Annotated in this window: 16 protein-coding genes and 1 tRNA gene; 4 read left to right on the top strand and 13 right to left on the bottom strand. The window is 73.3% G+C overall.

Translation table 11 applies throughout. From position 1 onward, the window contains the following. Nucleotides 1-125: 125 nt before the first annotated feature. From ACLQ2W_RS04425 to ACLQ2W_RS04405, 5 genes are all read right to left on the bottom strand, one after another. The gene (locus tag ACLQ2W_RS04425; protein ID WP_425785315.1) at nt 126-509 is read right to left on the bottom strand and encodes a VOC family protein; all 384 of its coding nucleotides are present in this window, start codon (nt 507-509) and stop codon (nt 126-128) included. A 93-nt stretch (nt 510-602) separates the two neighbouring features. Continuing rightward, complete coding sequence (locus ACLQ2W_RS04420; protein ID WP_425785314.1) at nt 603-1,085, bottom strand: hypothetical protein; 483 nt, start codon at nt 1,083-1,085, stop codon at nt 603-605. After that, nucleotides 1,085-1,603, bottom strand: a complete 519-nt coding sequence (locus ACLQ2W_RS04415) for a SigE family RNA polymerase sigma factor (RefSeq protein ID WP_425785313.1) — start codon at nt 1,601-1,603, stop codon at nt 1,085-1,087. Before ACLQ2W_RS04415 ends, ACLQ2W_RS04420 begins: the two co-directional genes overlap by 1 nt. A gap of 124 nt (nt 1,604-1,727) precedes the next feature. Next, complete coding sequence (locus ACLQ2W_RS04410; RefSeq protein WP_425785312.1) at nt 1,728-2,156, bottom strand: hypothetical protein; 429 nt, start codon at nt 2,154-2,156, stop codon at nt 1,728-1,730. 168 nt (nt 2,157-2,324) lie between these two features. Further along, a tRNA-Thr gene (locus tag ACLQ2W_RS04405) sits at nt 2,325-2,401 on the bottom strand. 12 nt (nt 2,402-2,413) lie between these two features. Between ACLQ2W_RS04405 and ACLQ2W_RS04400 the strand changes: the two genes are divergently transcribed. Continuing rightward, nucleotides 2,414-4,270 carry a metallophosphoesterase family protein gene (locus ACLQ2W_RS04400; protein ID WP_425785311.1) on the top strand — a complete coding sequence of 619 codons (1,857 nt, stop codon included), beginning with the start codon at nt 2,414-2,416 and terminating at the stop codon, nt 4,268-4,270. Between the two features lie 42 nt (nt 4,271-4,312). On the opposite strand, the gene ACLQ2W_RS04395 is transcribed toward ACLQ2W_RS04400, so the two are convergent. Next, complete coding sequence (locus tag ACLQ2W_RS04395) at nt 4,313-4,801, bottom strand: MarR family winged helix-turn-helix transcriptional regulator (protein WP_425785310.1); 489 nt, start codon at nt 4,799-4,801, stop codon at nt 4,313-4,315. A gap of 61 nt (nt 4,802-4,862) precedes the next feature. Here ACLQ2W_RS04395 and ACLQ2W_RS04390 point away from each other — a divergent pair, with 61 nt between their 5' ends. Beyond that, nucleotides 4,863-5,231 carry a VOC family protein gene (locus ACLQ2W_RS04390; RefSeq protein ID WP_425785309.1) on the top strand — a complete coding sequence of 123 codons (369 nt, stop codon included), beginning with the start codon at nt 4,863-4,865 and terminating at the stop codon, nt 5,229-5,231. 150 nt (nt 5,232-5,381) lie between these two features. Here ACLQ2W_RS04390 and ACLQ2W_RS04385 read toward each other — a convergent pair whose 3' ends face one another. The 6 genes from ACLQ2W_RS04385 to tmk all read right to left on the bottom strand — a co-directional run bounded on the left by ACLQ2W_RS04385 (nt 5,382) and on the right by tmk (nt 11,377). Continuing rightward, a complete protein-coding gene (locus tag ACLQ2W_RS04385) occupies nt 5,382-6,242 on the bottom strand; it encodes a PSP1 domain-containing protein (protein WP_425785308.1) in 861 nt (286 codons plus the stop codon). A 261-nt stretch (nt 6,243-6,503) separates the two neighbouring features. After that, the gene (locus ACLQ2W_RS04380) at nt 6,504-7,172 is read right to left on the bottom strand and encodes a hypothetical protein (protein ID WP_405092123.1); all 669 of its coding nucleotides are present in this window, start codon (nt 7,170-7,172) and stop codon (nt 6,504-6,506) included. Next, on the bottom strand, nt 7,172-7,477 hold the full coding sequence (locus ACLQ2W_RS04375; RefSeq protein WP_107154722.1) for a hypothetical protein: 306 nt from the start codon (nt 7,475-7,477) through the stop codon (nt 7,172-7,174). Before ACLQ2W_RS04375 ends, ACLQ2W_RS04380 begins: the two co-directional genes overlap by 1 nt. A gap of 1 nt (nt 7,478) precedes the next feature. Beyond that, nucleotides 7,479-7,808: a YbaB/EbfC family nucleoid-associated protein gene (locus ACLQ2W_RS04370; protein WP_396772592.1), complete on the bottom strand. Its 330-nt coding sequence runs from the start codon at nt 7,806-7,808 to the stop codon at nt 7,479-7,481. A gap of 150 nt (nt 7,809-7,958) precedes the next feature. Further along, nucleotides 7,959-9,314 (bottom strand): DNA polymerase III subunit delta', encoded by a 1,356-nt coding sequence (locus ACLQ2W_RS04365; RefSeq protein WP_425785307.1) that lies wholly within the window; start codon nt 9,312-9,314, stop codon nt 7,959-7,961. After that, entirely contained in the window at nt 9,311-11,377 is a 2,067-nt protein-coding gene (tmk, locus tag ACLQ2W_RS04360; protein ID WP_425786010.1) for a dTMP kinase, read from the bottom strand. The genes ACLQ2W_RS04365 and tmk overlap by 4 nt, the downstream gene beginning before the upstream one ends. Nucleotides 11,378-11,683: 306 nt before the next feature. Here tmk and ACLQ2W_RS04355 point away from each other — a divergent pair, with 306 nt between their 5' ends. Beyond that, nucleotides 11,684-12,892, top strand: a complete 1,209-nt coding sequence (locus ACLQ2W_RS04355) for an amino acid deaminase/aldolase (protein ID WP_405092120.1) — start codon at nt 11,684-11,686, stop codon at nt 12,890-12,892. Nucleotides 12,893-12,967: 75 nt separating this feature from the next. Here the strand turns inward: ACLQ2W_RS04355 and ACLQ2W_RS04350 are convergent, their stop codons facing one another. Then, nucleotides 12,968-13,543 carry a TetR/AcrR family transcriptional regulator gene (locus ACLQ2W_RS04350; RefSeq protein WP_281943818.1) on the bottom strand — a complete coding sequence of 192 codons (576 nt, stop codon included), beginning with the start codon at nt 13,541-13,543 and terminating at the stop codon, nt 12,968-12,970. A gap of 219 nt (nt 13,544-13,762) precedes the next feature. On the opposite strand from ACLQ2W_RS04350, the gene ACLQ2W_RS04345 reads away from it, so the two are divergent. After that, nucleotides 13,763-15,079, top strand: coding sequence for a D-arabinono-1,4-lactone oxidase (locus ACLQ2W_RS04345; protein WP_425785306.1), 1,317 nt, complete (start codon nt 13,763-13,765; stop codon nt 15,077-15,079). Nucleotides 15,080-15,086: the final 7 nt, after the last annotated feature.

Genomic DNA, 15,086 nt, shown 5'->3' with positions numbered 1-15,086 from the left:
GGCCAGGGAACGATAGCGGCTCTCACGGATGCGGGCAATGTCGTACCGGCTGGTCGGGCCGGGCACCGGTGAGGTACCGGTTCCCCCGTCGTCCCGAGCTCCGCGCGCCGGTTCCGGACCGTGCGTCAGGACGCCGTGACCATCCACAGGTGGCCGTCCGGGTCGGCGAACGTGGCGGCGTACCCCCACGGCTGTTCGGCCGGCGGCGTCACGACGCGGGCACCCGCGGCCCGGGCCCGGTCGACGACCCGCCGCACCTCGGCGGGATCCGCGGCGCTCAGGCCGAGCACGCACTCGCTGCGGCCCCGCTCGGCGACCTCGTGGTCGCCGATGACCCAGCCGAAACCGCCGCTCGGCACCAGCATCAGGCGCAGGCCGTCGTGCACGGCGAACTGGAGCGGCTCGGGAATGCCGTCCGCCGCCGGCTCACCGACCGTCGGCCAGCCGAGCGCCTCGGCGTAGAAGCGGTGTGCGGTCGCGCGGTCGGCGATCGGCAGACTGACGGTCACGGGCGAGGTGGGCACGGTGGCGACTCCGGGTCTGGACGGAAGGAGCGGTCACCGGGTGGACCGGCCAGCCGGTCACGAATCATCGGCGCGCGGTCAGGAGGTGCAGAACGGTGCCGGCCGGGTGAGACCGAGCTCCCGACAGTCCCATTCGGCGCCCTGTTCCTGGTACCGCCAACCCGCATCGGACGTGTAGTGGAACAGGTAGCGGACGTCGCCGCCGGCCGGGCGCGTCACGTCGACTGCCGCCCACGTCTCCGCGCACTGCACACCGGTGGACGCGAAGGACCAGCCCTGCGGCAGTTCGACCAGGTCACCCAGGGTTTCGATAGACGGACAGTCGGGTTGCCCGGGGGCTGCCGCGGGAGGTGTCGCCGGGTCGGACCAGTGGCTGACGGCGAAGGCGACCGTACCGCCGACGGCGAACACCAGCACTGCGGCTGCGGAACCGGTGGTGACGGTCGCCCGCCGGCGCAACTGCCGCGACCTGCGCAGGGTCCGCTCGTACAGGTCGGCGCTGCCGCCGTGCTCGCTCAGATCGGACATGGCCTGACGCAGCGGCCCGAGGTTGTCGGTCATCAGGCCTCCTCCATCACGGCCGAGAGCAGCTCGGGCGCGATCTCCCGCATGCGGGCCAGCGCCTTGCTGGTCTGACTCTTGATCGTGCCGACCGAACACTGCAGAAGCTGCGCGGCCTCGGCCTCGCTGCGGTCCTCGAAGAAGCGGATCACCAGCACCGCGCGCTGTCGCGGGGTGAGTTGGGCGAGCGCCTGGTGCAGGGCGAGTTTGAGATCGGTACGGCCGGCGTGGTCACTGTCGGGCTGGACCACGTCGGCCAGTTCCCCGGGCAGGGACTCGACCACCCTGCGGCGCCGCCACCAGCTCACCTGCTGGTGGTACATGGCGGTACGGGTGTAGGCCTCGAAGTGCCCCGGATCGTTCAGCCGCCGCCGGCCCCGATGCGTGCGGGCCAGCGCGTCCTGCACCAGGTCCTCGGCGAGGTGGCGGTCGCCGGTCAGCAGGAACGCCGTCCGGAGCAACGCGGACGAGCGGGTCCGGACGAACTCCCGGAACTGATCGTCGATCGAGTCCGCCATGCCCCGCTCGCATCCCCAGGTGCCCGCACAGGTGGTCAGGGCGCGACGGCATCGGTGCGGCCGGCTGACTGTGGCGCACACCGTAGTCAGTGTGCGCCACAGCGCGCAACCGCGGTCGATCCGATCAGCCGGAGACGCAGAACGGCGCCGGCTCGGTGAGGCCGAGGTCCGTGCAGTCGTATCCGCTGCCCTCGCCGTAGTACTTCCAGCCCGTACCGGCCGTGTGGTGGAACAGGTAGACGCCGTCACCGGTCTTCGGGCCCTGTGGGACGGCGCCCGCCCAGCCCTGCACGCACTCGACACTGCCGAAGGTCATGCCGCTCGGCAGCTCGACGAGCTTCTGCAGGTCCGTCCCCGAGGGACAGTCGGCGCTCCGGACACCCCCGGCCGCCTTGGCGGTCACCGTGGGCGTGGCACCGGGGGCGCCGTTCGCCGGGGCAGCCGAGGCCGGAGCGGATGCGGTCGCGCCGGTGCCGGGTTCCTCCGTGGCGGAACAGGCGGTGAGTACGAACAGGACGGTGGCAGCGGGCAGCAGCAGACGACGTGCAGACATTTCCGGACCCCTATGGATCGTGGCGATCGTTGCTTACATCCGGGTACATGCGATCCACCGCCCGCAGGTTGCCGCCACCCGGAACTTTTTCTCAGGATCTTCGGCGACCCGTCCGCCCGATACGCAAGTGAGCCCCTGACCAGCACTTCTGCTGGTCAGGGGCTCATCTGGAGCCGCCTGACGGAATCGAACCGTCGACCTACGCATTACGAGTGCGTCGCTCTAGCCGACTGAGCTAAGGCGGCAACGACCACCAAGTGTACGGCACGCGCCGCCGGGAGCCGAACCGGATCCCCCTCGTCCGGAACCGGACAACCGGGCCCCTCGGCCCCGGCACGGGAGAGACTTCCCGCCCGGTCCGGACTACCCTGCGGCGGGTGAGCGACGACCACGTACCGCCGCGACAGCCGGATCCGGAGGCGCGCCCGGGCGAGCGGGCCAGCCGTCGGCCGCACAGCCTGGACCCGCGGGAACTGGGTTTCACCCCGCGTCGGCCGGTGCCCTGGCTCGCGCCGCTGCTGCTGATCAGCACCGGCCTGCGGACGCTGCTGGCCATGCTGTTCGGGGCGTACCTGGACAAGCGGGAGTTGCAGAACGCGTTCGGCGACGACACGTTCCGGCAGGTCGGGCCGGACGGCGGGCTCTGGCTGGACTACGTGGCCGACCTGGGCGACGGCTTCGACGCCACGTACTCGATCGCCTACCTGCTGGCCCAACCGGAGCTGACCGTGAACGGGCACCGGCTGCCCCGGGCGCAGACACTGGTGATGGGCGGCGACCAGGTCTACCCGTCGGCCGGCTACGAGGCGTACGAGGACCGGTGCAAGGGCCCGTACCAGGCGGCGCTGCCGGTCGCCCCGCCGGAGCGGCCGACGCTCTTCGCGGTCCCCGGCAACCACGACTGGTACGACGGCCTGACCGCGTTCCTGCGGCTGTTCGTGCGTTCCCGGGACCGCCACTTCGCCGGCTGGGGCACCGGCCAGTCCCGCTCCTACTTCGCGGTGGAGCTGCCGGCCGGGTGGTGGCTGCTGGGCCTCGACGACCAGTCCGGCTCGTACCTGGACGATCCGCAGCTCACCTACTTCGACGCGGTGGCCCGCAAGCTCACCCCGCGGTCGCGGGTGATCGTGGCGGTGCCGGCGCCGACGTGGGTCAAGGCCGCCGACCACCCCAACGCGTACGACTCGGTCGACTACTTCATCCGCACCATCGTGGCGCCCACCGGGGCCCAGGTCCGGGTGCTGGTCTCCGGCGACCTGCACCACTACGCCCGGTACGCCGGCCCGGAGCGGCAGCTCATCACCTGCGGTGGCGGTGGCGCGTACCTCTATCCGACGCACCAGCTTCCCGAGCGGCTGGAGGTGCCGCCGCGGGACACGCTGACCCGACGGGCCAGCCGCACCCGCGAGTACGAGCTGGCCGCCCGCTATCCGGAGAAGGCCCGCTCCCGCCGGTACGGCTGGGGGATCTTCCGCCGGCTGCCGTTGCGCAACCCGGGCTTCACCACGCTGCTCGGCACGCTGCACACGTTGCTGATGCTGGCCATGGCCGGCGTGACGGCGCAGCGCGCCGACTCCACCGCGCAGCGGCTGTTCAGCGTCCCGCTGGTGGCGATGCTCGCGGTGACGTTGCTGGGCGCGGCGTTCTTCGCGAAGCCGCCCAGCGCGGGCGGCAAGCGGCACGCCCGGCACTGGATCCTCGGGGTGGCGCACGGGGTGGCGCAGGTGGCGTTGGCGGCCGGCGGCACCTGGCTCTGGCTGCACCTGCCGTTCTACGACTGGCCGTGGCCGCTGCCGGCGGTCGCGGCGGCGGTGCTCTACGGCCCGGTCAGCGGGCTGGTCGCCAGTCAGCTGGTGGCGCTCTACCTGCTGGTGGCGGGCGCGTTCGGCGTGAACCTGAACGAGTTGTTCGCCGGTCAGGGCATCGAGGACTCGAAGGCGTTCCTCCGGTTCCGGTTCGACCCCGACGGCACGGTGACGATCTACCCGGTCGCGCTGGACCGGGTGTCCCACGCCTGGCAGCTCAACCCGGACCAGTCCGCCACGGCCCCGTGGCTGACCCCGAAGACCCCGCTGACCCCCCGCCTGGCCGAACCCCCCATCACCCTCCGCTGACCGCCGGCCCCCGCCGGGCGGTCAGGGGGCGGGGTTGTACGCCTACCCCGCCGGAGGCAGTTCTTTGGAGCGGACGACACCGTCGCCACCATCGCGCAGGGACCGGATCATGGTTTTCAGGATCCGGAACGCTTCCGACTGCTCGGCCCCGGTCATGCCGGCCAGCATTCTGACCTCGACGGACCGGACCGCCACGGTCGCCTGTTCCAGGCTCCGCCGGCCGCGAGGCGTGAGCCGCGCAGGAAGCGCCTTCCCGACCGGCGGGTCCGCGGGCCTGGTCACGTAGCCCTCTCGCTCCAGGGCTTGGAGCAGCACGTTCATCGACTGCCGGGTCACGAATGCACCCCGCGCGAGCTCGGAGTTCGACAGGCCCGGCCGCTGAGCCAGCAGTTCGAGACAGGAGTAGTGCGTCACGCTCATCCCGAGTGGCCGCAGCACCTCCTCCATGGCTGAGCGGAGGACGCTCGACGCCTCTTTCAGCAAGTAGCCGAGGGACGTTTCCAGGTTGACACCGACACCGCCTTGACTCATGTCAGCATTCTGACATAGCCTTCATGTCAGAAAACTGACACGCCTCGAAGGGAACGCCACCATGCCCGTCACCGGCCCCGACTTCATCTCACTCCAGGCACGCGACCTCGACGCTTCGCAGGCGTTCTACGAGAGGTATCTCGGCCTTGTCCGCTCACCGGTCGGACCCCCGCACGCCGTCGTCTTCCAGACGAAACCGATCGCGTTCGCACTCCGCGACGTCCTTCCCGGCACCGACCTCGGATCCGTCGCCCAGCCCGGCATCGGGGCGGCGATCTGGCTCCATGCCACCGACGTCCAAGCCATTCACGATGCTCTCGTCGCCGACGGCCACACCATCGTCTCCGCACCGATCGACGGCCCCTTCGGCCGGACGTTCACCTTCGCCGACCCCGACGGATACCAGGTCACCCTCCACGACCGCGCCTGAACGCCGGCCGCTGGGGCCGGCGCCCGGCCACCGGTCCCCAGCGGGTCAGGCCGTGGTGACCGACATCCGGCTGCTGCCGAGACGGGTACGGCGACCGGGTCCGACACGAAGTGGTCGGGGATCACAGTCAGGAACGAGCAGGCAAGCCGATCATCGCGCGGCACCCTCCGCGCCCGACTGGTCACGGGTCTCGTAGGCGCGGCGGGAGCCGCAGACGTCGGCGCGGGAGCACATGGAGCGCGAGCCGTCCGAGTCCAGGCGCACCGTCACCGCGTCTCTCGGGACGCTGTGGCCGACGACCTTGCCGTCGCCCTCGGAAGTGGTGACCCGGGCGCCGATCGCCGGGGCGGACTCGGCAAATTTGACGTACAGCGGATGCTCATACTTCAGGCAACACATCAGCCGGCCGCACGCGCCGGAGATGCGCAGCGGGTTGAGCGGAAGATCCTGGTCCTTCGCCATCCGGATCGTCACCGGCTCGAAGTCGGTGAGGAACGTGGCACAGCACAGGTCACGACCGCACGAGCCGATGCCGCCCTGCACGCGCGCCGAGTCGCGGGCGGAGAGCTGCCGCAGCTCGACCCGGCAGTGCAGCGTGGCGCCCAGATCGCGGACCAGGGAACGGAAGTCCACCCGGTGCGGCGCGGTGAAGTAGATGGTCGTGCGGTCGCTGCCGGATTCCGGCGTGGCCAGGACGTGGTCGACGGCCACCACCTTCATCGGCAGGCCGTGCTCGCGGATCAGCCGCTTGGCGGCCACCTTCGCGTCGGCCTTGCGCCGGCGCAGCAGCTCGTCGCGGTGCAGGTCGTCCTCGCCGGCCAGCCCGGCCAGTTTCGGGAAACCGTCGGTGTCCTCGCTGACCCACTGCGCGGCCCAGACGCACTCGGCCACCTCGGGGCCCTCGTCGGTGGGCACCAGCACCCGGTCCCCCACCTGGGGGCGGAACTCACCGGGATCGAGGTAGTAGAGGCGCCCGTACCGGTTGAAGCTGACCGCACAGAGCATGCCCATGCGCCTACCCTACGCGGACCGGAGCGGTCGGACGGTCCACCGGCCGCCGTCCGGTCACACCGCGCAGCGGTCCATCCCGGTCGATCCGACCGAACCGGCCCCCGCGCCTCGCCCGGACGGTTGAAACCTGGGCCGCCCCCGGGACAAACGCCCATCCACCGCGTTGAGTGAAGGCATACCTGCGGGGGGTGCAGGGGAAAGCCACGGCGTCGCACGCCGGTGCCCGGCCACGGTCGGAGCGGCGTGCGACGCCGTGGGCCGTCAGTAGCCGATCCGGGTGGTGCCGCCGTAGCGCGGCGCGGAGACGGCGCGGTCCCGCCAGGTCGTCTCCGTCAGGCTCGGCCCCCACTGGCGCAGCAGCGTCTCGGCCCCGTCGTAGGCCACCCCGAGCACACCCAGCACCCGGGTGGCGATCTCGGCCGCCGCCGACGCGCCGACCGGGCCGGCCTCGACGCCCGGCCGGCTCGCGGCGTGCACGGCGACCGCCTCGGCCGAGCCGACCACTTCGGCGAGCGCCCGCGCCAGGGCGGCCCGGCTGCTCTCCACCCAGCCGGCCAGCGCGTCCGCGTAGCCCGCGGTCGACTCCAGCCGCCCGACCAGGCTCTCCGGCCCTTCGTCGAGATGCCGGAGCAGCGCGGTGCGCGCCTCGTCGTAGGCCGACGCGGCGGACCCGGACCAGGCGACCGGGTCGGTGAGCACGGCGCAGGTGTCGTCGTACCCCCGGACGAGCCGGCGCACGGCGTGGCCGGCGCCGGTCAGCGGCGCCGGGTGCAGGTCGAGGAACTCCCGCACAGCCACGCCGGGGAGCACCTGCATCCGGCGCAGCAGCGGCCAGAGCCGGTGCCCCTCGGGCGCGCCGGCGGCGAGCAGCGCGTCGACGCGGGTGAGCAGGTCGAGGCCCGGCTCGGCGAGACGGTCCAGCGCGTCCATCAGGCCTCCCGGGCCAGCCGGCGGACGACCGCGTCGTCGGTCGCCGCATAGCGCTCGGCGGCGCTGCGCAGCGCCGCCGCGGCGGCGGCCAGCCGGTTCGCGGCCGCCTGCGCCTCGCGGGCCCGGTCGGCGGTGGCGGCGGTCCACTGCCGGTGCAGCGCGCGCCCGACCTCGCCGGGCCGGCCGGCCGCGTGGGCGCCGAACGCGGGGTGCGGCGGGTCGGTGGCGGGCACGGTGCGGGCCAGCGTGGTGAGACCGGCGGCGGCCTCGTCGAGGCGGGCGGCCAGCGCACGCAGCGATTCCATCTCAGGCTCCCGCGAGCGGCCGGTAGGCCGCGAACGTCTCGTTGTGCAGCTTCTCCCGGGCCCACTGCGCCGCGTCCGCGGCGGCGCTCACCGCGGCCCGCACCGAACCGGCCACGTCACGCGGGTTGCGCTGGTGCAGCGGGCCGAGGAAGCGCACGTCGGTGATCCGCCCACCGGCCGTGACCACCACCTCGACGAGCCCGTCGGGTGAACGGACGGTGACCTCCACCGTGGCGACCGCCTGGTCGAACTCGGCCTGGAGCGTCTCGATGCGGCGGTAACGCCGCACCGCCTCCTCGATCCAGGCTTCGTCGATCTCCCCCCGCGCCATCGGCGGACTCCTCCCCGGTCGGCGCCAACGCCCCACCCCGACGCCACCCTCACTGAGCGTGCCGCCTTGGTGACCACGGCATTCCCCGGACCGTACCGCACGTCAATCGCGCGTGTCGATGCCCTGTGGACAGCGTGGGGTGGGGTGGGGTCAGCCCCGCCAGAGCGACACCATCATCGCCTCGACCGCGATCCGCGGCTTGACGTTCGTCTCGATCGCCGCCCGGCACTCCAGCACCGCCTCCAGGCGGCGCAGCGAGCCCTCGGCGTCCCACTTCTGGGCGCCGGCGGCGGCCAGCGTCGCGGTGTCGGTGTGCACCGGGGCGACCGGCGCCCGCAGAGCCATGGTGAGCGCGTCCCGGTAGAAGCCGGCCAGATCGACGAGCGCCCGGTCCAGCGCGTCCCGCTGGGCCCGGGTGGCCCGCGACTTCTGCCGCTTCTCCAGGTCCTTGAGCTGGCCGGCGGCGCCCCGCATGGCCCCGGCCGCACCCCGGCCGGTGCCGCCGGCACCGAGCGCGGTCTGCAACGCCGCCCGCTCCGCCTCGTCGGCCTCGGCGACCGAGGCGGCGGCCTCCGCCTCGGCGGCCTCGATCAGCGTCGAGGCGGCGTCGAACGCGGCGCCCACGCCGGTGAGCCGGCGCGGCACGGCCAGCACGGCGTCCCGCCGCTGCCGGGCCTCCGGGTCGCGGGCCAGCCGCCGGGCCCGGCCCACGTGCCCCTGCGCGGCTGCGGCGGCCCACTCGGCCACGTCCGGGGCGATGCCGTCCCGACGGACCAGCACCTCGGCCACCGCGCCGGCCGGTGGCTGGCACAGCGGCACGACCCGGCACCGCGACCGGATGGTCACCGAGACGTCGTCCGGGTGCGTGGACGGGGCGCAGAGCAGGAAGACCGTACGCGGAGGCGGCTCCTCGACCGCCTTCAGCAACGCGTTGCCGGCGGCCTCGGTGAGCCGGTCGGCGTCCTCGATGATCACGATCTGCCAGCGACCGCCGGAGGGCGTGCTCGCCGCCCGCAGCACCAGCGCGCGCATCTCGCCGACGCCGATGGAGAGCCCCTCGGGCACCACGAGCCGCACGTCGGCGTGGGTGCCGGCCAGCGTGGTGTGGCAGCCGGGGCAGCGACCGCAGCCGGTGCCGTGCACGCACTGGAGCGCGGCGGCGAACGCCCGGGCGGTCACCGACCGGCCGGAACCGGGTGGCCCGGTGAAGATCCACGCGTGCGTCATCCCGGCGCCGGGGTCGGCGGAGGCGGGGTCGGCGGTGGGCGCCGTCGCGCCCGGGTCACCGGTCGCACCGGGCCCGTCCGGGTCGCCCGGCTCGTCGAACTGCTCGGCGAGCGCGTCGAGGTCGTCGTACCCGTCGGGGTCTCCGCCGCCGGTCGGGGCGCCCGTGCCGGCCGCCCCGAGGGTGGCGGCGCGCAGCAGCGCGGCGGCCGAGGCGGCGGCGCGCCGCAGCGTGGCCACCGCCTCGTCCTGCCCGACCAGATCGCCGAAGACGTCCGTCATTGTCGGCGTTGCTCCATCGTCACCAGCTCCGATTCGGATAACTCGGGCTGGACCGAGGTGTCCGGGCCCTGGGCCGGACGCGGGTGCACGATGCCGGCCGGGTCGACGAGGAACTCGTCCACCCGGCGGGCGACCGCGTCGGCGATCTCCTCGACCGGGCGGGACGCGTCGAGGACCAGGTAACGCTTCGGGTCGCCGGCGGCCAGGTCGAGGAACGCGTACCGGACCCGCTCGTGGAACGCCAGCGACTCGGCCTCCAGCCGGTCGGTGCCCTCCCGACGGGCCGTCACCCGGTCGAGCCCGGTGTGCGGCTCGACGTCGAGCAGGACCACCAGGTCGGGCTTGAGCCCTCCGGTGGCCCAGGAGGAGAGCCACGAGACCTCGTCCACCGGCAGCGTCCGGCCGGCGCCCTGGTACGCCAGCGACGAGTCGACGTACCGGTCACTGATCACCACCGCGCCCCGCACCAGCGCCGGGCGGACCACGGTGGCCACGTGGTGGGCCCGGTCGGCGGCGTAGAGCAGCGCCTCGGCACGCGGCGACGGCGTGTCGTCGGAGGTGGTGCCCAGCACCAGCGAGCGGATCCGCTCACCGACCCCGGTGGCGCCCGGCTCGCGGGTGACCACCACGTCCCGCCCGTCGCCGCGCAGCCGCTCGGCGAGCGCGGCGAGCTGGGTGGACTTGCCGGCGCCCTCGCCGCCCTCGAAGACCACGAAGAGGCCGGAGGAGACGAACGACTCGGCCGGCATCAGCGGGCGGCCCCGGATCGAGCCCCAGAGGTCGGCCAGGACCGGCACGCCCTTCTTGTCGTCCATCTGGCCGAACGCGCTGATCCCGGCGAAGATGCCGGCCGCGCCGGCGGCGAGCAGCAGCAGGCGGGTCGAGGAGATGGAGATGCCCAGGTCGGCGATGGTGAGCTGGCGGGAGCCGCCGACGCCGACCAGGAGGCTGCTCAGCGCGATGGCCAGGATCAGCACCAGCCGGGTGCCGATCTGCACCACCGCGAAGACCCGGCCGCGCACCTCGTCGGCGACCTCGCCGCCGAGCAGCGTGGTGCCGGCCAGGAACGCCATGCCGGCGCCGGCGCCGACCAGGATCGCGCCGAGGATGGCCATGGACAGGTGGATGGCGAACGCCAGCACCAGCACGGAGGCGCTGGCCAGCACGATGCTCATGCCGAACCAGCGGCGCCGGGACATGTCCCGCACGATCATCGGCCCCAGCCCGATGCCGAGCGCCAGGCCGACGAAGATCGCGCCGAAGAGCAGCGAGAACGCGGCGTCACCGGCGCCGAGCGAGTTGGCGAAGAACTTGCCGGTGCCGACCACGATGCCGCCGCCGGCGAACGCGCCGAAGATGCCCAGCACCAGGCCACGGACCAGCGGCGTCTGGCCGATGAACTTCCAGCCGTCGGCGAACTGGCGGAACATGCTCTGCTCGGTGCGCTGGGCCTCGCCGCGCTGGGCCTCGCTGATCTCCTTGATCCCGAACGCCACCACCAACGCGGTGGCCAGCCGGGAGAAGGCGTTGAACCAGAGCGCGAGCTGGGCCGGCTGGGCCCAGTCGGGCAGGTTGCCGCCGACCACGCCGGGCAGGCCGCGGGTCAGCACCGCCAGCGCGACGGCGGCGGCCACCGGGGTCAGGCCGTACGTGGTGATCAGCGTGAGCTGGTTGGCGGCCTCCAGCCGGGTACGCGGGATCAGGTTGGGGACCGCCGCCTCCTTGGCCGGGATCCACAGCAACGTGATCGACTCGATCAGGAAGGTGGCGATCAGCGCCCAGCCGACCACCAGGCCGCCCGCCGCGCCGGTGAGCGCGTAGAGCGGGATCGAGGCGAACAGCACGAAGCGCAGCAGGTCGCAGATGACCATCGTCCACCGGCGGTCGAACCGGTCGGCGAAGACGCCCGCCACCGGGCCGAGCACCAGCGCCGGCAGCAGCCGGATCGCGGTGACGCCGCCGAACGCCGCGCCCTGGGCGGTGCTGCCGGAGACCTGCGAGGCGGCGAACAACGCGGTGGCGAGCAGGCCGAGCCAGTCACCGAAGGAGGCGGCGCTGAGCACGATCCACAGCCTGCGGAACGGCCGGATGCGCAGCACCGAGCGGATGGCGGCGAACCCGGACCGGTCGGCGGCTGTCCCGGACGACGACACGCCGGACGACTCGCCGTTCTTCTGGCTTTCGATGGCCGTACCTCCACGTGCCGGCCCAGGTCTGGGCATCCCCGGTGGAACACTCTAGCCGCGCGGAGGGTGTCGCCCCCCGTGACATCGCCTGTTCGCCGAGCCTAGGCCGCCGGGACCACCGCCCGCAGCCCGGACAGACGCGAGGGTATTTCGCATTTCCGTCCGGACAGTTAGCGTGCAGACGTGGCCATCGACCGTGCCGAACTTCGCGATCGTCTCGACCGGGCGACCGCCCACCTCGACCCGCCGTACGCGGTGGTTGACCTCTCCTCGTTCGACGACAACGCCGACGCGCTGGTCGGCCGGGCCGGGGGCAAGCCGCTGCGCGTGGCGAGCAAGTCGGTGCGGGTCCGCGAGCTGCTCACCCGCGCGCTCAAGCGCCCGGGCTGGCACGGAGTGATGGCCTTCACGCTGCCCGAGGCGCTCTGGCTCGCCCGCACCGGCGTCGCCGACGACGTGCTGGTCGCGTACCCGACCGCACACCGGGGAGCGCTCGCCGAGCTGGCCGCCGACCGGGCGCTCACCGACGCGGTCACGCTGATGGTCGACGACGCCGGGCAGCTCGACCTGATCGACCGGGTGTGCCCGCCCGGCAGCCGGCCCGCGCTGCGCGTCTGCCTCGACCTGGACGCCTCCTGGCGACCGCTGCGGGGCCGGGTGCACGTCGGCGTGCGCCGCTCCCCGGTGCACAGCGCCCGGGCGGCCGGCGCGCTCGCCGCCGCCGTCGCCGGCCGGCCGGGCTTCCGACTGGTCGGCCTGATGTCGTACGAGGCACAGATCGCCGGTCTCGGGGACGCCCCGCCCGGGCAGGCGGCGCTCGGCTCGGCGATCCGGGTCGCGCAGCGCGGGTCGTACCGGGAACTGCTGGCCCGCCGCTCGGCCGCGGTCGCCGCGGTACGCGAGCACGCCGACCTGGAGTTCGTCAACGGCGGCGGCACCGGCAGCGTGGCCGCCACCAGCGCCGACCCGGCGGTCACCGAGGTCACCGCCGGCTCCGGCCTGTACGGCCCGACGCTGTTCGACGCGTACCGCGCCTGGCGGCCCACCCCGGCGGCGTTCTTCGCCTGCGCGGTGGTCCGCCGGCCGGCGCCCGGGCTGGCCACCGTGCTCGGCGGCGGCTGGATCGCCTCCGGCCCGGCGGCGGAGAGCCGGCTGCCCCGGCCGTGGCTGCCGGAGGGGCTGAAGCTGCTCGGCGCGGAGGGCGCGGGCGAGGTGCAGACCCCGCTCGCCGGCGACGCCGCGGACGACCTGCGGGTCGGCGACCGGGTGTGGTTCCGCCACGCCAAGGCGGGCGAGGTGTGCGAGCACGTCAACGAGGTGCACCTGGTCGACGGCGACGCCGTGGTGGCGACCGTGCCCACCTACCGGGGCGAGGGCCACGCGTTCCTCTGACCGGGCAGGAACAGGTCGGGACATGACGACGGCGGGCCCCGGCGCACTCTCAGAACCCGCCGCTCGGCGTGCCGCTCAGCCCTGTGGGACGGCCTCGGTCGGGGCGTCGACCTGACGGTGCAGGTACTCCCGGATGAGCGCCTTCGCCTCGACCAGCACCCGCTCGTCGCCGTCGGCACGGCGGCGGAACGCCAGCTTGATCAGGGCGTCGGCGGCCTCCACCGCGACCTCCAGGTGGAACCGCAGGTCGGGCACGCCGGCCAGACCGAAGCGCTCGGTGAGCACGCGGGCGAGCTGCTCCGCGATGACCCCGTTGTTGTCGCGCTGGTCGTCCAGCAGGTGCAGGTCGACCACGTCGCCGAAGTGCAGGGTACGAAAACCGGGCACCGTGCGGTGCATCGAGATGTACTCGTCGATCGCCGCGTCGACCCCGTCCCACCAGTGGGTCAGGTCGTCCGAGGCGAAGCGCTCGTCGAGCCGCTGGAGGTAGGACTCCATGGTCCGCAACGTCAGCGCCTGCACGATCGCCCGCTTGTCCGGAAAGAACTGGTAGACCGACCCGATCGCCACCTCGGCACGCTCGGCGAGCAGGGTCGTGGTCAACCCCTCGTACCCCACCTCGTCGACGAGCTCGGCGCAGGCGTCCAGCATCCGCTGGACACGCGCGACACTTCGACCCTGCACCGGTACCCGACGCAGCGGCCCGGTCGTGGCGGCTGGTGTGGACACTCGGCGCCACCCCCCTTCGACGGTTGAACATATCCGCACGTCACGAGTCTGTGACTACCGGTACAACGAGCCGACCTCGATTGCGGTATTTACCAGGCACAACGTTCCTGATATGAATTCAGTTCATATTCATGTCGAGGAGTGTTCGCCATGGCCGGTAGCCCCGCCGACTGGTCCAACTGGGCCGGCAACCAACGCAGCACGGCACTGGTCACCGCGCGACCCCGGAGCGTGGCGGACGTCGCCGAGGCGGTCCGCCGGGCCGCCGCCGCCGGCACCACCATCCGGGCGGTCGGCAGCGGTCACTCCTTCACCGCCACCGCTGTCGCCGACGGACACCGGCTCGACCTCGCCGACCTGGCGACCGACGTCACCGTCGACGTGGCGCGCCGCCTGGTCACCGTACCGGCCGGGATGACGCTGCACGCGCTCAACGACCTGCTCGCCGGTCACGGGCTGGCGGTGCCCAACCTCGGCGACATCGACGCGCAGACCATCGCCGGCGCGATCTCCACCGGCACCCACGGCACCGGCGCGACACTCGGCTGCCTCTCCACGTTCGTGGCCGGCCTGACGCTGGTCACCGGCACCGGCGAGGTGCTGCGCTGCTCCGCCGACGAGCACCCCGACGTGTTCGACGCCGCGCGGGTCGGGCTCGGCGCGGTCGGCATCCTGGTCGAGGTCACGCTGCGCTGCGTGGACGCCTTCGTGCTGCGCGCACACGAACGGCCGGCCGCGCTCGCCGACGTGCTGGCCGACCTGCCCGGCCTCCACCAGGCGCACGACCACGCCGAGTTCTACTGGTTCCCGTACACCGACCGGGTGCAGGTCAAGACCAACGACCGGGTGCCCGCCGACGACCGGCCGCTGCCCCGCTGGCGCGGCTGGCTGGACGACGAGTTCCTCGCCAACACCGTCTTCGCCGGGGCCTGCCGCCTCGGCCGCGCGGTGCCGGCGCTCGCGCCCGGCATCAGCGCCGTCTCCGCCCGGGCGCTCACCGAACGCACCTACACCGGCCGCTCCGACCTGGTCTTCTGCACCCCGCGCCGGGTCCGGTTCGTGGAGATGGAGTACGGCCTGCCGCGCGACGCGCTGCCCACCGCGCTGGCCGACCTGCGCCGGATCGTGGACCGGCTGCCGTTCAAGGTGCTGTTCCCGGTCGAGGTGCGGTTCACCGCCGCCGACGACATCTGGCTCTCCCACTCGTACGGGCGGGAGTCCGCGTACGTGGCGGTCCACCAGTACGTGGGGATGCCGTACGAGCCGTACTTCCGCGCGTTCGAGCAGGTGGCCACCGAGCTGGGCGGTCGCCCGCACTGGGGCAAGCTGCACTGGCGCGACGCGGCCTCGCTGGCCCCCGCCTACCCGAAGTTCGCCGCGTTCCAGTCCCTCCGCACCCGCCTGGACCCGCAGAACCTCTTCACGAACCCCTACCTGAAGCAGGTCCTCGGCTCCTGACGAGATC

The organism is Micromonospora sp. DT227, from assembly GCF_049841835.1.
GTDB lineage: Bacteria > Actinomycetota > Actinomycetes > Mycobacteriales > Micromonosporaceae > Micromonospora.
This window is presented reverse-complemented; position numbering and strand designations above follow the sequence as displayed.

Coding starts and splice junctions, on each gene's coding strand:
- ACLQ2W_RS04365 (WP_425785307.1), bottom strand. CDS start 9,314: ATGACGGACGTCTTCGGCGATCTGGTCGGGCAGGACGAGGCGGTGGCC.
- ACLQ2W_RS04420 (WP_425785314.1), bottom strand. CDS start 1,085: ATGACCGACAACCTCGGGCCGCTGCGTCAGGCCATGTCCGATCTGAGC.
- ACLQ2W_RS04410 (WP_425785312.1), bottom strand. CDS start 2,156: ATGTCTGCACGTCGTCTGCTGCTGCCCGCTGCCACCGTCCTGTTCGTA.
- ACLQ2W_RS04380 (WP_405092123.1), bottom strand. CDS start 7,172: ATGGACGCGCTGGACCGTCTCGCCGAGCCGGGCCTCGACCTGCTCACC.
- ACLQ2W_RS04395 (WP_425785310.1), bottom strand. CDS start 4,801: ATGAGTCAAGGCGGTGTCGGTGTCAACCTGGAAACGTCCCTCGGCTAC.
- ACLQ2W_RS04390 (WP_425785309.1), top strand. CDS start 4,863: ATGCCCGTCACCGGCCCCGACTTCATCTCACTCCAGGCACGCGACCTC.
- ACLQ2W_RS04350 (WP_281943818.1), bottom strand. CDS start 13,543: ATGCTGGACGCCTGCGCCGAGCTCGTCGACGAGGTGGGGTACGAGGGG.
- ACLQ2W_RS04370 (WP_396772592.1), bottom strand. CDS start 7,808: ATGGCGCGGGGGGAGATCGACGAAGCCTGGATCGAGGAGGCGGTGCGG.
- ACLQ2W_RS04385 (WP_425785308.1), bottom strand. CDS start 6,242: ATGGGCATGCTCTGTGCGGTCAGCTTCAACCGGTACGGGCGCCTCTAC.
- ACLQ2W_RS04415 (WP_425785313.1), bottom strand. CDS start 1,603: ATGGCGGACTCGATCGACGATCAGTTCCGGGAGTTCGTCCGGACCCGC.
- ACLQ2W_RS04375 (WP_107154722.1), bottom strand. CDS start 7,477: ATGGAATCGCTGCGTGCGCTGGCCGCCCGCCTCGACGAGGCCGCCGCC.